This is a genomic window from Haemophilus sp. HN_Hi08 (assembly GCF_049824455.1).
Taxonomy (GTDB): domain Bacteria; phylum Pseudomonadota; class Gammaproteobacteria; order Enterobacterales; family Pasteurellaceae; genus Haemophilus; species Haemophilus influenzae_D.
This window is the reverse complement of sequence record NZ_CP187493.1, coordinates 1,736,333-1,753,929: the sequence shown is the minus strand read 5'-3', so window position 1 is coordinate 1,753,929 and position 17,597 is coordinate 1,736,333. Positions and strand designations below refer to the sequence as shown.

Here is a 17,597-nt window from a genome sequence, read left to right as displayed (position 1 = left end):
ATGAGGAACAAGCCTCAGATTAAAGACGTGAAAGATTGAATGATTGAAAACAACCTAAACCCATTTTAAAACGCTTTAAAACCGTTTTAAATTGTTTTAAAAATTTAAAGATGAAATCTTATACCCTAAAAGTAAAAAAATCGCCCTACGTGCGATTTAGAGCGATTTTCTGATTTATTTAATTAAGCGTTGGAGGTAGTCTTGTATATCTTCCAAAATATCCGCTTCATCTTGAGGTGTTAAAATCAAGAAAGGGCGTGCTGGAATCTCTACTTTACGACCTCGTCCTGCTTTCCCCCCGAATTGATGAATAGCCGCGTAAGGCTCATTCGTCCCCACAATGACTTCATCGTTGTTATATTCGGAAGTGATGCTCTCCATCAACCGTTCCGAATTCACTAAAGGTGTGCCTTGGCGATATTTAAGCCCCAACCATTTTGGGCGACCACCCACTTCAAAGTTCTGCGCGACAGCCGATTCCATCTTACCAGCAATTTTACGCATTAAAGGAGTACGATGAGCCGTGACTTGCGCTAATCGTTCAAGCAGTACGGCAACTTCTTGCGCATTATTGATTTCAATTTCGATCATAATGTTGCTTTTACCTATAAACAGGGGTATATTTTGCTACGCACTTAGAAAAGCGATGAATCTCCCAGATCGCAAGCGAAGAGGTGAAATAGACTCGGGACTGTGTGTAGGTGTGGGGAGCCCTACCTAGGTGCGTAATCCTTTTCTAATAGCTTTTTAAGCTCTTTGTCTTTTATTCGTCTAAACGACAGCACAAAGATTTCTTTTGGTAATATTTTCACTACAAGCATTTTCCCTTGTCGAATAAAGGTGTAACGATCTGCAAAATCTTTCACTTGTAGTAAATGCTCGGGAGAATTGATGATATCTGGCAACGCCTCATACTCATCAATCCCAAAATCTTGCCCATCACGACTATTAAATTGCTTAATTAAAGTATCATCAGAAAGCCACACTGTGCCAGTTTTGCTTTTCAATAAATCCTTACTTTCCGCACTCAAGACACCTGCTGCAAATTTAAAATTTTTGGTAAGGCTATCACGCACCTGTAACATTTGATCAGCAGTGAGTTTTTTTCCATCTGGGCTGAGCGTTTGTTTCATCTCCGCCACATGCTTTGCCAAAAATTCAAAATCGTGCTTAAACTCCCCACCTTTCATCTCAACCTTCGCAAACGCATGCGCCAGTTTTTCAGGATAAAGATCCAAATTAGGCTTGTAGTTTAATCGCCCTACATTGTAATCAAAGCCTTTATCCGTCACACGTACCGTGCCATCAGGTAATTTAAACCCTACCGTCTTTTCACGATTACCTTGCTTATCCGCAGGGCGTTCTACTTCCACCAAAAATTCAGAACTATCGTCAGGCTTATCAATCCCACGGCGTTTCAAATCTCTATCGCCTAACGCAATCACCGTACAGCGACAATTAAACCCATTAGGCGGATAGAATGTCGCCCAAAACGGATCATCATAACGATACACCTTACCGCTCAATGCTAAATGGGCAGGGCGAGTACGCGCATCACCCACGGCGGAATATTGCCAATAAGGGCGATTATCCACGTTATCACGCAAGCGTTGATAACGCGCAGCCGAATAAGCTGACTGCATATTGACACGATAAATCGTATTTAACCGACGCGGCGTGCCAAAATATTCCCCTGTTTTTGGATCTGCCAGTAAATGCCCATCAATACCACGAATAGACGGATCTTTCCCAAAAATCCAGCCTTTGCGTTCAAATTCACTCACCAGTTCTTTTTTCCAAGCGTGAAAGCCTTTGCCCTCACGCATAGCGGTTTCTAAAGATTGGTAAATATCCTTTGTCATATCAAGGCTAGTTAAGCGCGCAATCGTCGTGGCACGTGCCAATGCGCTATCCTGCATTTCTTTTACTAACACCTTGCTGGCAAGCATTTTCTTTTGGCGCAAAAACTCAATGGCTTGTTTGGGTTCTACACCAATGGCAAACTTAGGTGCGCTCGGCATTGGCTGCTCCTAATAAATCAGCTAAAAATACCGCACTTGCCAAATAGGCTTGATGGCTTTCACTGGTTAAATCAGGATAAAGTGCGATCAGTTTTTCCTGTGCTTCATCATAGCTTTCACTTGCCATGACCACGCCTACAATTTGTTTCATCATAGGATCAAGCTGTTGATTAAAATCCGCATTTGCCAGTGCATCATCAATCAAACCGTCTAATTCATCTTGTTCGTCCTTTTTACCATTCTGCGCCGACAACACAGCAGCACGACAACCGCAAGTACAGCCTTTGCCGTGATTAAATACGGCAGAAAGTGCGGTCGTTTTTTCGTCCGTTTTCTCGCCTTGCGGTGTGCTTAAAATCAGTTCGCCTTCCTGCGGTTCAGGAATTCCTAATTTATCCCGCACCCAACTTTCAGAAATCTGCACGCCAATGCCCGTAAGTTTAGGGATGGCTTCTGCAAAGACCGATAAATCTTCATATTCTTTTGTGTCAAACTCAAAATAAGGGATACGATGTGGCGCAATATTCGGATCAACATTAATTTGCAAATACGGCAAAATGATTTGTTGAGTGATGGTTTGTGCAATCTGTTTCGCATCGCTAATCATCAAATCACGACGCACTTCATTATGCACATTACCTAACGCATTGGTGGAGCTTTTACCATCCGCCCCTGATGTTAAAGTTTGCCCCAAAATCAACCGAGCAATAGATTTCTCACACCAATCAACCATTTGTAAAAATGGATTATTACCCGATGTAGCACCCGCATTAGCGACATTATGCAGTTCAATCTGCATCGATTCAGGCATAATGCCTGCTGCGTTATGCCCAATTTCAGCCAACGCACGCAATAATGTGCGTTTCTCCGCATTAGTGGCACCGGCACCATATTTACCAATGCGAATCGGCATACCATAAAGCTCTAAAAACTCGGCAAAATCACGCACAGAATAATGCTTATACATATAAAGCCACGCTAAAGTGCGATATAAGCCATCACGAGCCAACTGTGTCGAACGAGATTTATGGCGATGCACCACCCACCCAAAAGGACGTAATGGCTCACCCATTTGATTGGCTGGCGTGCGTAATAATAAACTATCGTCTTTATCCAATTTAAACCAAGACTGCGGACAAGGTTTAAAGCCTTTTGGAACCCATTTGCCATCCACCTGAGCCCATTGAATTTCCAACGCGGAAAAACCGTGTCCCACAGCATCCATTAAATCGATAAACAAGTCTTCAAGATTGGGATATTGATAAAATAACTCATCAATCTCGGCTTGCAATTTTTCTTCCGCTGGTGTCGCATTACGTGGTTCAACAATACGCCAATCTAGCGTAAGCACTGAACGCTTACGTGTCATCATATTGGCGGCAATGCTGCTATCTTGCTCTTCAATATCCATGAAAAGTTGATGCTGCGCCTGAATATCACCGTTTTCGGCATCCTCTAAAATCTGCTTTAATTTTGAAGGCGTAATTTTTGCAGAGGGGTGATCATCTAATACACGACCTGATGCCGTTACTTGCGCTTCATCAGTTTGCGTCGGCTCAGTATTGTCACCTTTTAAAAGCCCTTTAACCTTATCTAAAAATCCCATTTAACCCACCTTAAAACTCCCTAAAAAAACCAACCGCACTTTCATAAAAGTAGGTCGCCATCGGCGAAACCCGATTTCAATTAATCTCGCCAAAACGAATAAAGATCATCGTCTTCATCTTCCACATCAAACGTATCCAACTGATCCAACCCAATCCACTCAATCGCTGCCGAACTACCCACTGCATTACGCCACAACATTTCCAGCGCATCCGGGCCATCATCATGGTCTGCTTTCGGGAAATGGCGTAACTGGGAAATCAGTGTAGCTTGCGAGCTATGCAACAAAATTAAACTATTTGCCATGTGGGGTTGTAGGCTCTCAATACGCAACATTTTGTCTGTATTTGGTTTAGTCGCCGTCGCTGGAACAGGAATGCCACGTTGTGCCGAGCGTTTCACTAATTCATCTTTTAAAAACTCTTGGAATTGCACCGTTTTAACAAACCAACGCTGACAGTGGTATTGCTTCTGCATACGGATCACATCTTCAATAATTAAATCAGGCAGACGTTTTTTCACTTGCGCTTCCACCACATATAACTTGCCTGTTTCTCGATGATATCCGCCCACTAAAATGGCAGAGGGGTCTCTGCTTGCCCCTGCTTTTCCTAAGGATGGGTCAAGTGCACCGAAATAAATTAAATTCGCTGGCAATTCCGTCCAATAAGTCAAACTATTAGCAAACATCGCATCATCACTGCTTAACGGGTCATTTTGATATTCAGAATCAAAGGTGGCATGCCCATCACGAGCGCGAATTTTCATCAAGGTTAAAATCGGGCGAGCAGCCCAGCTTACTACCGCACCTTTATCCATTGCCGCTTGATTTTGCGTATAGAAAGCATCAGCTACCGCTTCGCCTTCGTTTAAGTAGAAGTCCTCCCACTTATCCCATAGGCTCATATCATCAGGCTGACGAATTAAGGCTTTAAACTTGGCTGTCTTCCACGCTTTACTCGATAAAGTGCGGTTTAAAACACTGTCGTAATGGAGAATAGTCCCGATATACACTACATCTAACTTATCCCCAGCCGCGCCCAACGGAAGGACAGTTTTCTTCAACCAATCGTGCAATTTGTCACGCTGTTCAGGGCTACGCACTTGTTCGTCATTTTCAATATTATCCAGTACCACCAAATCAGGACGATAAGCACCGTGGCGTAAACCACGCAATTTCTTGCCAGAGCCTGCTACTTGCACTTTTTGATTGGCTTTTGTGATAATGGTTGCCGCTTGCCACACACGCCCTTGTCCTGCTATTTCAGGGAAATCAATGCGCAAACGTTGGTTAAATTCCAACTCTACTTTAATGGCTTCCAACATTGGATAGGCTTGGTCGATACTATCCATCACAATCAACGCATAGCGTTTTTTCTGTGTCACAAGACAGTAAAGTGTAAAGAGCTGGGAGACCAAGGTCGATTTAGCTTCACCACGTGGCGCAGCAATGGCTAAATGCACTGATGATGGCTGTTGTAATACTTGTGGCAACTGCTCAAAAAGATAGTTATGCAACTGCGAACGAGAGCGAGAACGCACATAATGCAGAAAGTAATTCGACACAAAAAAGTCATAGCCCGAAACAGGATCTAGCACCTTTTTGCGTCGCTCACTAATGGCAGCAAGAGAATCATCCCACCCCTCAAACTTTGCCTCGACCTTTTGTCGCAAGCTGTCCGAATAGGCTTTTAATTCTGCTAATAATTCTTTATTTTTCATATATCTCCGCTGTTTACCCAGGGTAGGTATACCCTGGGTTACGCATAATGCTACTCCGATGGGGTAGGTTAGCGTTCCCCAAAGGGGAACCACTATGGCTATAATTAGCCGTGGGTATACCTACCCACGGTGACTATCACGCCTTAAATTCCTTATTCAACAACTCCCCAAACCCTTCCAATAAGTCCGCAAACTTATTAATCAGCTCAGGTTTATTGGCTTGGGCGAATATGATTATTTGCGTATTCCCATGCTCATAATTTCATTATGCGCCTTTACCTATGGATTTTGGCTGTTGATGTTTTCCAAAAAAATCATTTGTAGCAAATATATTTCCCGTAAAAAACTCATCGTTTTATATTGGATTGTATTTATCGTGATGATTTTTTTCTTAACCTATCCAACAATTTTGCCTTGGATTTTAGAATTAGCTAATTAGGAATAAAAATGAAGAAATTATGTACCGCACTTTTGCTTTCGCTGTTTGCAATTTCTTTCGCTCATGCGAATGAAACCAAACAAATTGTGCTAAAAGTAAAAGAAATGAATTGCCAGCTTTGTGCTTACTTAGTCAATAAAGAACTGCGTAATATCGATGGCGTTATTTCAACAAAAGCATCTATTAAAGATGGTTTAGTGACGGTTGTGGAAGATCCAAAAGTCACAAATCAGCAATTATTCGATGCGATTCACAAGCTGAAATATACAGCTGAAGTCGTGAATTAAACGTTAAATATCTAGCAAAAAGTGCGGTGAAAACTCACCGCACTTTGCTTTAGCTATTAAATATGATAAACGCAATATTATTCAGCACTTCCGCTTAAAAATCCGCCACTTTGATGATTCCAAAGTTTAGCATATAAGCCATTGAGCTCTAGTAATTCAGCGTGCGTACCTTGTTCAACAATTTGTCCTTTATCAAGTACGATCAGGCGATCCATCGCTGCGATGGTGGATAAACGATGGGCAATGGCAATCACAGTTTTATTTTCCATCATCTTATCGAGACTTTCTTGTATCGCCACTTCCACTTCTGAATCCAGCGCACTTGTGGCTTCATCTAACAATAGAATTGGCGCATCTTTTAACATGACACGAGCAATAGCAATACGCTGACGCTGACCACCAGAAAGTTTTACCCCGCGTTCTCCCACATGGGCATCATAGCCTTTTCTGCCTTGAGCATCAGTGAGGAATGGAATGAAATCAGCGGCTTCCGCTCGTTCAGCAGCTAAAACCATTTCTTCATCAGTAGCATTCGGGCGACCATAAATAATATTGTCACGTACAGAACGATGCAGCAACGAAGTGTCTTGAGTGACTAAACCGATTTGGCGACGTAAGCTTTCTTGTTGCACATTGAGTACATTTTGTCCATCAATGGTAATTTCGCCTTGTTGTGCTTCATAGAAACGCAGCAACAAGTTCACGATCGTTGATTTTCCTGCGCCAGAACGACCGATCAGTCCGACTTTCTCCCCTGGTTTGATAGTGAGATTAAATCGATTGAGCAATGGTTTTGTTGGATCATAAGCAAAGGTAATATCGTTAAACTTAATTTCCCCTTGTTTCACTTGTAACGGCGATGCTTGTGGTTTATCTACAATGGTATGAGGTTTAGTTAAAGTATTCATTCCGTCGTTTACGGTACCGATATTCTCAAACAATCGGGCTGATTCCCACATAATCCAACGAGAAAGCCCGTTTACGCGTAATGCCATTGCAGTTGCCGTTGCTATTGCACCCACACCAACTTGACCATTTTTCCATAAAATAATGCCAAGTATTGCGGTGCTTAATGTAAGTAGAATATTTGTAGCGTAAGTGAGCGTGTCTAGTGATGTTGCTAAACGCATTTGAGCGTGTACTGTTACCATAAAATCTTGCATCGAACGCTTGGCATAAGTGGCTTCACGCGAGCCGTGAGAAAATAATTTTACTGTAGCAATATTGGAATAAGCATCTGTAATACGTCCCGTCATTAAAGAACGAGCATCAGCTTGTCGTTGTGCAGTTTTTGATAGTTTAGGAATGAGGGTTCGTAGGATCAAACCGAAGAGTATAATCCAAGTAATGAATGGTAATAAGAACCAAGAATCTAATGCCACTAGAACTACGCCAGAGGTAATAAAATATACCAATACATAAACGAACATATCTGCAAGTGTAAGTACTGTGTCACGTACTGCAAGGGCAGTTTGCATCACTTTTGCGGATACTCTACCTGCAAATTCGTCTTGATAAAAACTTAAACTTTGTCCAAGCATTAAACGATGGAAATTCCAACGTAACCGCATTGGAAATACGCCTTGTAAGGTTTGTAAATGCACGGTGGAAGCTAAAAATCCCCACACAATACTAATAAGTAATAGGGTAGCCATTCCAATTAATAAATGACCTTTTTCTTGCCATAATTTTTCAGGTGTAAATGTGCCTAACCAATCTACAAGCGTCCCCATAAATTGGAATAATACTGCTTCCATTACACCTGTACCGACGGTTAAAATTGCGAGCAAAAGAATCCAGCCTTTCATTCCTGTAATACTAGACCAAATAAAACGGAACAAACCTTTTTTAGGTGTTGTTGGATTGCTTTCTGGATAGGGATTTAAACGGTTTTCAAACCACGAAAAAATTTTGTTAAACATATCTTTTCCTTAAAAAGAAAAGGCAACGCGGGTTGCCTTTTAGAAGTGCATATTATTATAGCGTAAAAACACATCAATTTATAGGCTGACAGATTTTCTGTATTGGCTTGGCGAAAGTTGATAGTAATTTTTAAAAACTTTACAAAAATGCGCTTCTGATTGATACCCCACTTCTAAAGCAATGGCAAGCACAGATTGCTGTGATTGTTTTAATAAAAACGCCGCAGATTGTAACCGCACTTTCGTGAGAAAACGTCCTGGCGACATACCAAGTTGTTGTTGAAAAACACGAATAAAGTTTGCACGAGACATTGCAGAAAGATCGGCTAATTGTTCAATATGCCAATCATTTTGAGGTTGTTGTAATATTGCTATCAGTGCAGTATTTAATCGTTTATCTTGTAAGGCGAATAAGATGCCTCGTTCAATTAAATTTTGTTGAATGGCGTGACGTAAAATATAAATTAAAAGTACATTTGAAAGTGCATCAACGACCGATTTCGTACCCGCATCATTTTTTTGTGCTTCTTGCAAAAAAAGCTGCACTAAAGGATGAATGGGCGTGTCGCATAAATTTATATGTAAATATTCAGGCATTGATGCCGTAAGAAGTGCATCTTGTTGATAATAAAAATTACCGCAGAACATTTTTAAATCTGGTGTACCTCGTCCAATCTGATGTAACTCAAATAATCCTTGATGACTTTTTTTTGTAGGAATATCTGCCCTTTTATTTACTGAATAATGCATAAAGTGCGGTTGATTTTGAGGAAGAAAAAAAATATCCCCCTCTTTTAAATGAAATTGTTTTTCATTTAGTGTAAGCTGGCACTCGCCTTGTTCAATAAGATGGAATATGCCTTTTCCTGCATCCTTTTCTTGATGAGATATTTGCCATTCGCCTTGAAATTCACAGCGAATATTAATTTCTCCACGCACTTGTGCTAAATGGGTAAGTTTATCTAAATAGTCCATAATGAGATGTTAGCGATAAAAATTGAGATAAATAAGCAAGTATCATAATCTAATCCGCCTATAATTTGCCACACCAGTTGGTTATTAATTCAATATATTTAGGAGAACATTATGTTTGCAGATTGGAAAGAACACACATCTCACGTTAAAAAATCATTTGGCGCATTGGGTAAACAACACCCTAAAATGTTACAAGCTTACCAAGCATTAGACTCAGCCGCGGAAGAGGGCAATGTGCTTGACGCTAAAACTCGCGAACTTATCGCATTAGCAGTTGCTGTAACAACTCGTTGTGAAAGCTGCATTAGCGTACACGCAGAAGAAGCAGTAAAAGCTGGTGCAAGTGAAGCTGAAGTTGCTGCTGCATTAGCAACAGCTATCGCATTAAATGCAGGTGCAGCTTATACTTATTCTTTACGTGCATTAGAAGCATATAGCGTACAGAAAGCTTAATTACTCGTCATTCCATAAAGTTAAGTTGATTAAGAGAAAGGGAGCATTAAAAAATGCTCCCTTGTTTTGTTAAGGCTGTGTTTTAATAATACACCACTCTATTTTTCAAGCAATGTCTCTCCTAAAGGGAATAACTTCGTAAATTGTCCATTTTTCTGATGATCGGTAAAAAACGGCAAACCGATCAAGCGATAATGCGGTGTATCTTTTTGCAGAATCTTATCCTTGCCATATTCTGCTGTGATTGCTTCTAAAAATTCTTCTTTCCACCTATCAGTTTCCACTAAATGCTCACCTTTGGGCTCAATGAAAATTTGGTAATGCAAAAAGTCGTTCACACCATTGGAAGAAGATTTTTGTTTATCTTTCAGTAATAAAATAAAGTCGGGCATAAATCCTTCACCATCGGCAAAGTTATTCAATTTAAATACTTCTTCATTGCGGATTAAATGAACGTCATATTGAGATTTCAAATCGCCCAAACGCGCTGAAATAAATTGAATTAACGCTTCTTCCAAACTCGTTCCAGCAAAATTATCCATCACATACCAATCATTTTGTGTGGCAATAGTCGTTTTTACATCATCTTTTTTGACCCATTTTTGTTTTGGCGTGCCGAAAATTTCCCACAATTTTTTAGGTGTAAATTCTTTTGTACCGATAAACGGTATATCACTTTCATTCAGATGTTTTTCAACCATTTCCAAGATTTTCAGGCAGCCTGCAAGTTTATCATCCGGGCGAACCTGTTTATCTTGCTCTAATCCTAAAAATTCAATTTGCCAGTCTTTCAACAAGTTATTTTGCAATTCATTGCGATTTTGAATGTTGAGTTTGCTTTGCAGGCGGTCAAAATGGAATAGAGATTGACTATTTTTTCCTTTGATATGCAAGGCTTTATTGAAAATGTGCCGTTCTATTTCACTCATTTTTATGGTTTGAGTAAAATTATTTTGTGTGCCGATTTGTCGGGCTGTTTCATCATTTTCATCGGCTGTAAATTGCGTTTCCTGCAACAATTGGTTGCCGTGAATTTGGAATGAAAGTGTTTGCGGATTGGCTTGCAGGCTGTCTGCATTATTGCTTTTGGCGTTTGGGTTGGGGATTTTTTTATTCGCCCAAATTAACAATTCTCTAAAATCCTTATTATCGGCAAATTCAGATTTGAGTTTAAATGTTGCCAATACCTTATCATCGTCTTTTTCAGGCAAATAACCGTCTTTTCGTAACTCGTTTTTCAGTTCTGTAATATAGCGAGATTGCTCATCGTGCGTGTAATAAAACAATTCTTCCAAAATACGCAATTCGTGTTGCATATCGTTGTCAAATTTGCGTTTATTCGGCTGTTTATCTTCAAACGAAAATGGAAAATAACGCACACCACGACCAATCAACTGTTTTTCCGATACGGTAGCGGCAGCCGTTTTGCCCGATTTTTTATTTGAACCGCCACCGTTTTGCCCTTCATACAAACGCACAATATCAAACAAATTTAAAACGTCCCAACCTTCGGTTAATCTATCCACCGTAAAAATAGCACGAATCGGATTATCAGCCGCTTCCAAATTGTTTAGCAATTTTTCGGTTTCGCTGTCGGTTTTTTCAGTTTTGGTTTTGTTGGTTTCGGAGTTGGTAATAATGACATTGTGTTTTTGATAATTTTGTTGTACCCAATTTGCCAAATGCACAAACTCAAATTTATTTTCCTGCATAAATTTTAGGGCTTGTTCGGTGCGGGTTTTGCCTTGTTCGTTGGCGTTATCGCTATCGTTTAAGCTTGTTGAAAATGTCGTTAAAAACGAAAAATCATCCGCTTGCACATTTTCTACCCAATTTAAAAATGCCGAATAATCCGCTTTTGATTCATCAATCGTCTTACTTCTAAACAACATCACAGGTTTGAAATTGGCAATGCCGTATTTCAACGCGATTTGATGGCGATACCAAGCAAATAATAAAGCGTGCAATACTCGCTCTTTCTTACCCAACGTACTGGATACCAAACTGATTTCTTTGGTATAACCTTTTTGCAAAAATTCTTTTAACCCAAATTTTGTGATGATTTTATCCGCGTATTTTTGTTGCACGTCAGCATTTTCAGGCAACGTGGCGGTAAATTCCAATAGCACATTTTGGCTAGGATTGCCATTTTTATTGAGCAACAACTCCAAAACCATATGCTCCCAGCCTTTACGTTCAATTTCGGCATTGCTAGTGCGGTCGTTCATTTCCTTTTCTAAATCCAACTCGTCTTGTTTTTTGCCTTTGGTTTGTGCGTTTAAATGGTGTGCTTCATCGCCCAGCATCACAAGGTTCAATTTGTGCAAATCTGCCAATGTGGTTTGGTTTTCTCGCTCGGTGTGGATATCGTTATACAGTTTTTGAATACTGGTAAATTTAATTTCAATGCCGTCTGAATGTGGGCTAAATGTCTCTACTTTGCGAATGGGAATAACCGTATCGCCTTGCAAAATCTTTTCGGTAAATAAAAATTTTGCGTGCGCCGGGTCAATAAAATTATTTTCCGTTTTATCCACGATATTATTTTGATTGACGAAAAACAAAAAATGCCGATACCCTTTTTCAAAATAATACAAAATCAACGCCGCCATCATCATTGTTTTGCCGGCTCCCGTTGCCATATTGAACAGCAAATGGGTAGGACGGTTTTTGATGCCGGGGAAATCCTTTAATTTTGAAGTGCGGTCAAAAATCACAAAATTTTCTAAAGCCGATTTTTGCCATTCAAAAAACGGATATTTTAAATTATTGGAAACAAATTCAGGCAGCGCGAAAAAATCCGTCTGTTCCATTTCTTCCAGCATTGATTTGCGGTCTTCCACCCAATCAAACAACGTTTTATCATTCGCCATCTTTTTTCTCCGCTTGATAGAACGCACGGCTTAACGCTTTATCGTCATCATTTAAGCAACCTGCAAATTGTTCATCGTCCATTTCGGATAATGAAACATACATTTGATTTAAATCCAACATTTCAAGCACCATTTGTTTTTGTTCGTCTAATGCCAAGGATTGAAATTCAGGCTCTTCAATGATTTGACTAAATTCATTTATGCTGACGTTGTATTTCAAGAAATAGCGTTCGCATAAACCTTCAAACAGTGTTTTGATGCCGTCTGAATCTTCGCAAGCCAAAATTTGTTGTTTTGCGGTTTCGTTAAATGGAGCAAGTTCGGCATAAACAAACTCGCCGCCACCTTGCCAATTCACGGCTTTGGAAATACCGCCTTGCTCGCCATCAATTACTTTTTTCATGCGTTCAACGGCAAGCGTTTCAATATAATCCATTTGTTCAATACCGATATATTGGCGGTTCATTTTGTGGGCAACGGCAGCGGTTGTGCCAGAGCCTAGATGGTAGTCTAGGACGATGTCGGATTCGTTGGTTGTTAGTTCAATAATTCGCTTGATTAGTGCTTCTGGTTTTTGTCCATCAAAATCTTCAACTCTTTGGGCATCGTTAGCCGAGATAATTTGGACTTCATCATCATTCCATAAATCAGATAATGGATTGCCTTCTTTATCGTCAAGATACCGTTTAACCCTAGGTGTTCCATTTTTTGTGAAAATAATTCTTCCTGCTTTAATACCTTTATCAATTTCTTCTTGTCCCCAAATCCAATGTTTTCCTTTTGGTGGCTCTAGTAATTTACCATTAAAATATCTTGCCTGACCTTGACCTTTTTGAGTAAAGTCAAACGAACCATACCTTCTATTTGTATTTTCTTCAATATATGGGTAATTTTTAAAATCTGCCTCTTCAACCTTTTTAAGGAAAAGTTTGTTAATTTTTGATTTACCATTTTTAGAATAAACTAATATATATTCAACCACATTAGATAAAAATGAGCTTTGTTTTTTAGCACTTTTAACTTTTTTCCAAATAATTGTATTCATATGATTGTTTCTACTGTAAATATCATTAAGTAAAACATTTAAGTATGAATATTCATTGTTATCACATTGGATAAAAATCACACCATCATCAGCTAATAAAGTTTTCGCAATTTCTAAGCGATTTTTCATAAAAGTGAGCCACGTGGAATGTGAAAATTTATCGTTATATTTAAAACTATCGTTTTCCGTGTTATACGGTGGGTCAATATAAATTAGTTTGATTTTGCCTTTAAACTGCTTGGCAAGCGAATGCAGGGCAATCAGATTATTGCCTTTGATGATGAGATTTTCGGCCGGTGTGCCGTCTGAACGGTGTTTGATTTTGCCAACGGCTTGTTTGCCGTCTGCGGTGTGGCGAGAGAATTTTGAGAATGCTTTTGCGTCAAAAAGTCGGTCAATTTCATCAAAAGCAAGCGTTTGATTAAAAAAGATTTCTTGTCTTTTTCGGGTTAATTTGGTGTATAACTGACTATCTGACTGGTCATTATTACGTTTAAAATAAATCTCTTCGCCTTCTTCGGTGCTTTGTCCACCATTTAACACACAATCTTTAAACGGAAAATCCAACACAATATCACTGCTGTCTTTCAAAAAGCGGTTGCCGTCCGTCAAACCAATGCGGTTGGCGTATTTTGTGTAGGAATTATTGACGCTGTGTTTGTCCAAGAAAAAACGAAAATCCTGCAATTTAAACACCAAAACACCATTCACTTCCACAAAGAAATGGCGTTTTAACTCATCATTACTCAATAACAAACCGATAATGGTCGGGTCGGTTTTTTCCACCAAATCCAACAGGATGTTTTTGGCTAAAATGGTTTTTTCTTCGTTCGCCCATACTTTTTCGTGTGATAGCAGGGCTTGGGTTAATTCGGTTTGAATGTTTGCCTTCATCGTTATAAATCCTCATCAGTCATTATCTTAATATGCTATTACACAGGAATAGCAGGGTGTTTAGGTATATTTATTGACCGTACAGGTTCAATTACTCTCTTAACCTGTTTTCTTTGACTAACAGAAGTCAAAAAATTTGTTTATCTGTATCAGATAAATTCTCAAAAAGTTGTTTTAAAATGTCTAAATCTTTTGTAATGCCTGACATAATGAAATCCTTATAGTCAATTGAACTATAAGGGTTTTATCAAATTTTAGTGAAAGCATCAACACAGTATTAAAACACAGCCTTTGTTAAACCAAATTAGCATTTTAAAACTGTTCTAGTGCTTTTTTCACTGGGGCAAAGCTACGACGGTGTTGCGGTAACGCGCCAAGTTCAGCTAATTTTTCCAAATGTAATTTGGTCGGATAGCCTTTATGCTGGGCAAAAGCGTATTCTGGATATTGCTTGTCTAATTCTTCCATTTCTTGGTCTCGTGCCACTTTCGCCAAAATAGAGGCTGCACTGATTTCCGCTACAAGGCTATCGCCTTTGACGACGGCTTGCGCTGGAATAGTTAAATCTTTTGGGATCTTATTGCCATCAACCAACACAAAGTGCGGTTGAATTTTTAAAGATTTTATTGCTCGAGTCATTGCCAGCAAGGAGGCTTGCAGGATATTTATCTCGTCAATTTCGTTAGCTTCAGCTCGTCCTAATGCCCAAGCAAGGGCTTTTTCTTTGATTTCTTCAGCAAGGGCTAAACGTTTTTTCTCAGAAAGTTTTTTAGAATCAGCGAGTCCTTCAATTGGATTATTCGGATCCAAAATAACGGCAGCCGTGACAACCGCCCCAACTAAAGGGCCTCGCCCAACTTCATCAACGCCAGCGATCAATTCATAGCCTTGTGGATATTCAAACATTTTCTTTTCCTTCTAATAAATCAATGACCGCTTGAGCCGCTTGCTTATCGGCATTGCATTGAATTTTTTGGTGTAAATCCGTGAAGTGCTGAATTAAAACAAGGCGATTTTTTACCGCACTTTCATCATCAGAAAGATAAGCAGATAGTTTTTCAGCGAGCAATTCTGGCGTGCATTCTTCTTGAATCATTTCAGGCACGAGCATTTCATTCGCAAGCAAGTTTGGTAAAGAAATATAATCAGTTTTCACTAAACGTTTTGCTAAGAAATAGGTCAGTGGTTTCATTCGATAGCCTACCACCATTGGGGATTTACAAAGCATTGCTTCAAGCGCTGCTGTTCCTGAAGCAAGCAGTGTTGCATCAGCGGCGATCATTGCTTGTCGTGCATTGCCGTCAATTAAATGCAGGTCTAGATTTGGCGCAATTTTAGCTTTAATGGATTCAAATTGAATTCGTCGTTTTTCGTTTACCAAAGGAACGAGCAATTGCAAATCTGGGAATTGTTCTTTTAATAATAAAGCGGTTTTCAAGAAAGGCTCAGCCAGAAATTCCACTTCTGAACCACGACTTCCAACTAGGATAGCTAAATAGCGTTGTGCGGGATCAATCTGTAGCATTTGGCAGGCTTCGGCACGGTTTGGTTTGAGCGGAATAGCATCTGCCATTGTGTGTCCAATAAAACGGCAAGGGACATTAAATTTATCGTAAAAGGCTTTCTCAAAAGGCAAAAAGGCAAGAACTTGATGGGTCGCTTTGGCAATTTTATGGATACGATTTTGACGCCATGCCCATACAGAGGGGCTCACGTAATGAATGGTTTTAATTCCGTTAGCTTTGAGCTTGAGTTCTACATCCAAATTAAAATCAGGCGCATCAATGCCGATGTAAACATCAGGTTTTTCTTGCAACATAGTTTGAATGACATTTTTACGAATTTTCAGCAAACGAGGAAGATGTTTTAATATTTCAGCCAATCCCATGACTGAAAGCTCTTCCATATCGACGAGCGTTTTACAGCCTTCAGCCAACATTCTTGTGCCTGCAATACCAATAAAGCGCGCATTAGGATAATGTGCTTTGAGCTGGCGAATTAAACCAGCACCGAGAATATCACCAGATACTTCTCCTGCAACAAGAGCAATGGTTGGATTTGTTTTGTTCATCAAATTTATCCTAAAAAATAACCGCACTTTGGTATGCAAAGTGCGGTTGAAAATGAAGAAGTTTTATTAACGAATAATTCCGCGAGTTGAACGTTTGAAAAATTCAACAAAAAAACTGATCGCTGAATCGGTTTCCGCAATTTGCTCAATTTCTGGTAACACTTCTTCAAGTGTTTTACCGCCACGATAGAGCATTTTATAAATGTTACGGATTGTGTGCATGGTTGGTTTATCAAAACCACGACGTTTCAAACCCTCTAAGTTTACGCCAAATGGACGGGCGTGGTTGCCTTGCGCCATAACATAAGGCGGTACATCTTGGCTTACCATAGAACCACCGCCTAACATAACGTGTGCACCAACAATCACAAATTGATGAATCGCTGACATACCGCCAACAATCACGAAATCATCTAATTCTACGTGACCTGCAAGCGTTGCATTGTTTGCCAGAATACAGTTATTTTTAATTTGGCAATCGTGTGCAACGTGAACATTAACCATTAATAAATTGTTATTGCCAATAGAGGTTACGCCACAGCCTTGAATCGTGCCACGATGAATTGTCACGTGTTCACGAATTCGGTTGCTATTACCAATAATGGTTTTTGTAGCTTCGCCTTTATATTTCAAATCTTGGTTTACTTCGCCAATACTAGTGAATTGATAAATTTCGTTATCTTCGCCAATCACGGTATCTCCACGTACCACAACGTGAGATTTCAATACAGTGCGAGCTTTAATTTCAACACTGCCTTCAATAATACAGAAAGGTCCAATAAAAACATCTTCGCCAATTACCGCACCTTCTTCAACGAGGGCAGTTGGATGAATTTTTGCACTTGGGTGGATCATATTTACCCCTTAATTAACGACGAGCGCACATTAGTTTTGCTTCACAAGCGATTTCGCCGTTTACGGTGGCAACGCCAGTAAATGAAGTGATACCACGGCGTTCTTTAATCACTTGAACGTTTAATTCCATTTGATCTCCAGGTAACACCGGGCGTTTAAAGCGCGCTTCATCAATACCTGCGAAATAGAATAATTCACCGCCTTTGAATTCGTGAGTTTTAAAGGCTAAAATGCCCATTGCTTGTGCCAAAGCTTCTAAAATTAAAACGCCCGGTAAAATAGGTTCGCCCGGGAAGTGACCTGTGAAACAAGGTTCATTGACGCTGATATTTTTAATCGCTTTTAACCATTCGCCTTCTTTAAAATCCAATACGCGATCCACTAACAAAAATGGGTAGCGATGTGGCAATAAAGTCATAATTTCTTTTGATTCGA

General features: G+C 39.7%; 14 protein-coding genes and 2 pseudogenes. 3 read left to right on the top strand and 13 right to left on the bottom strand.

All coding sequences use genetic code 11. The annotated features are described in order from the left end of the window. Positions 1-174: 174 nt before the first annotated feature. The 4 genes from ACPT8O_RS08555 to terL form a co-directional block, all read right to left on the bottom strand. Positions 175-591: a phage virion morphogenesis protein gene (locus ACPT8O_RS08555; protein WP_021034883.1), complete on the bottom strand. Its 417-nt coding sequence runs from the start codon at positions 589-591 to the stop codon at positions 175-177. Positions 592-713: 122 nt separating this feature from the next. Beyond that, positions 714-2,021 (bottom strand): phage minor head protein, encoded by a 1,308-nt coding sequence (locus tag ACPT8O_RS08550; RefSeq protein WP_021034884.1) that lies wholly within the window; start codon positions 2,019-2,021, stop codon positions 714-716. Beyond that, entirely contained in the window at positions 2,005-3,627 is a 1,623-nt protein-coding gene (locus ACPT8O_RS08545) for a DUF935 domain-containing protein (protein ID WP_021034885.1), read from the bottom strand. The genes ACPT8O_RS08550 and ACPT8O_RS08545 overlap by 17 nt, the downstream gene beginning before the upstream one ends. An 80-nt stretch (positions 3,628-3,707) precedes the next feature. Beyond that, a complete protein-coding gene (gene terL / locus ACPT8O_RS08540; protein WP_021034886.1) occupies positions 3,708-5,348 on the bottom strand; it encodes a phage terminase large subunit in 1,641 nt (546 codons plus the stop codon). Between the two features lie 214 nt (positions 5,349-5,562). On the opposite strand from terL, the pseudogene ACPT8O_RS08535 reads away from it, so the two are divergent. Next, positions 5,563-5,787: pseudogene (locus ACPT8O_RS08535) on the top strand (hypothetical protein); the annotation flags it as partial. 8 nt (positions 5,788-5,795) lie between these two features. Beyond that, on the top strand, positions 5,796-6,074 hold the full coding sequence (locus ACPT8O_RS08530) for a heavy-metal-associated domain-containing protein (RefSeq protein WP_005651690.1): 279 nt from the start codon (positions 5,796-5,798) through the stop codon (positions 6,072-6,074). A 77-nt stretch (positions 6,075-6,151) separates the two neighbouring features. Here the strand turns inward: ACPT8O_RS08530 and ACPT8O_RS08525 are convergent, their stop codons facing one another. Together ACPT8O_RS08525 and ACPT8O_RS08520 are read right to left on the bottom strand one after the other, a co-directional pair. Beyond that, a complete protein-coding gene (locus ACPT8O_RS08525; RefSeq protein ID WP_021034888.1) occupies positions 6,152-7,996 on the bottom strand; it encodes an ABC transporter ATP-binding protein in 1,845 nt (614 codons plus the stop codon). A 78-nt stretch (positions 7,997-8,074) separates the two neighbouring features. Then, on the bottom strand, positions 8,075-8,971 hold the full coding sequence (locus ACPT8O_RS08520) for a cupin domain-containing protein (protein WP_021034889.1): 897 nt from the start codon (positions 8,969-8,971) through the stop codon (positions 8,075-8,077). A gap of 111 nt (positions 8,972-9,082) precedes the next feature. Here ACPT8O_RS08520 and ACPT8O_RS08515 point away from each other — a divergent pair, with 111 nt between their 5' ends. Next, on the top strand, positions 9,083-9,424 hold the full coding sequence (locus ACPT8O_RS08515; protein WP_005659324.1) for a carboxymuconolactone decarboxylase family protein: 342 nt from the start codon (positions 9,083-9,085) through the stop codon (positions 9,422-9,424). Between the two features lie 98 nt (positions 9,425-9,522). Here the strand turns inward: ACPT8O_RS08515 and ACPT8O_RS08510 are convergent, their stop codons facing one another. The 7 genes and pseudogenes from ACPT8O_RS08510 to fabZ all read right to left on the bottom strand — a co-directional run bounded on the left by ACPT8O_RS08510 (position 9,523) and on the right by fabZ (position 17,580). Next, a complete protein-coding gene (locus ACPT8O_RS08510; RefSeq protein WP_021034890.1) occupies positions 9,523-12,297 on the bottom strand; it encodes a DEAD/DEAH box helicase family protein in 2,775 nt (924 codons plus the stop codon). After that, positions 12,287-14,236 carry a DNA methyltransferase gene (locus ACPT8O_RS08505; protein WP_021034891.1) on the bottom strand — a complete coding sequence of 650 codons (1,950 nt, stop codon included), beginning with the start codon at positions 14,234-14,236 and terminating at the stop codon, positions 12,287-12,289. Before ACPT8O_RS08505 ends, ACPT8O_RS08510 begins: the two co-directional genes overlap by 11 nt. Before the next feature lie 62 nt (positions 14,237-14,298). After that, positions 14,299-14,444, bottom strand: a pseudogene (locus ACPT8O_RS08500) (IS1595 family transposase); the annotation flags it as partial. A 104-nt stretch (positions 14,445-14,548) separates the two neighbouring features. Then, a complete protein-coding gene (rnhB, locus tag ACPT8O_RS08495; RefSeq protein WP_021034892.1) occupies positions 14,549-15,142 on the bottom strand; it encodes a ribonuclease HII in 594 nt (197 codons plus the stop codon). Then, positions 15,135-16,307, bottom strand: a complete 1,173-nt coding sequence (gene lpxB / locus ACPT8O_RS08490; RefSeq protein ID WP_012055378.1) for a lipid-A-disaccharide synthase — start codon at positions 16,305-16,307, stop codon at positions 15,135-15,137. The genes rnhB and lpxB overlap by 8 nt, the downstream gene beginning before the upstream one ends. Before the next feature lie 66 nt (positions 16,308-16,373). Continuing rightward, a complete protein-coding gene (gene lpxA / locus ACPT8O_RS08485) occupies positions 16,374-17,162 on the bottom strand; it encodes an acyl-ACP--UDP-N-acetylglucosamine O-acyltransferase (protein WP_021034894.1) in 789 nt (262 codons plus the stop codon). A gap of 13 nt (positions 17,163-17,175) precedes the next feature. Next, positions 17,176-17,580, bottom strand: a complete 405-nt coding sequence (gene fabZ / locus ACPT8O_RS08480; RefSeq protein ID WP_050838232.1) for a 3-hydroxyacyl-ACP dehydratase FabZ — start codon at positions 17,578-17,580, stop codon at positions 17,176-17,178. Positions 17,581-17,597: the final 17 nt, after the last annotated feature.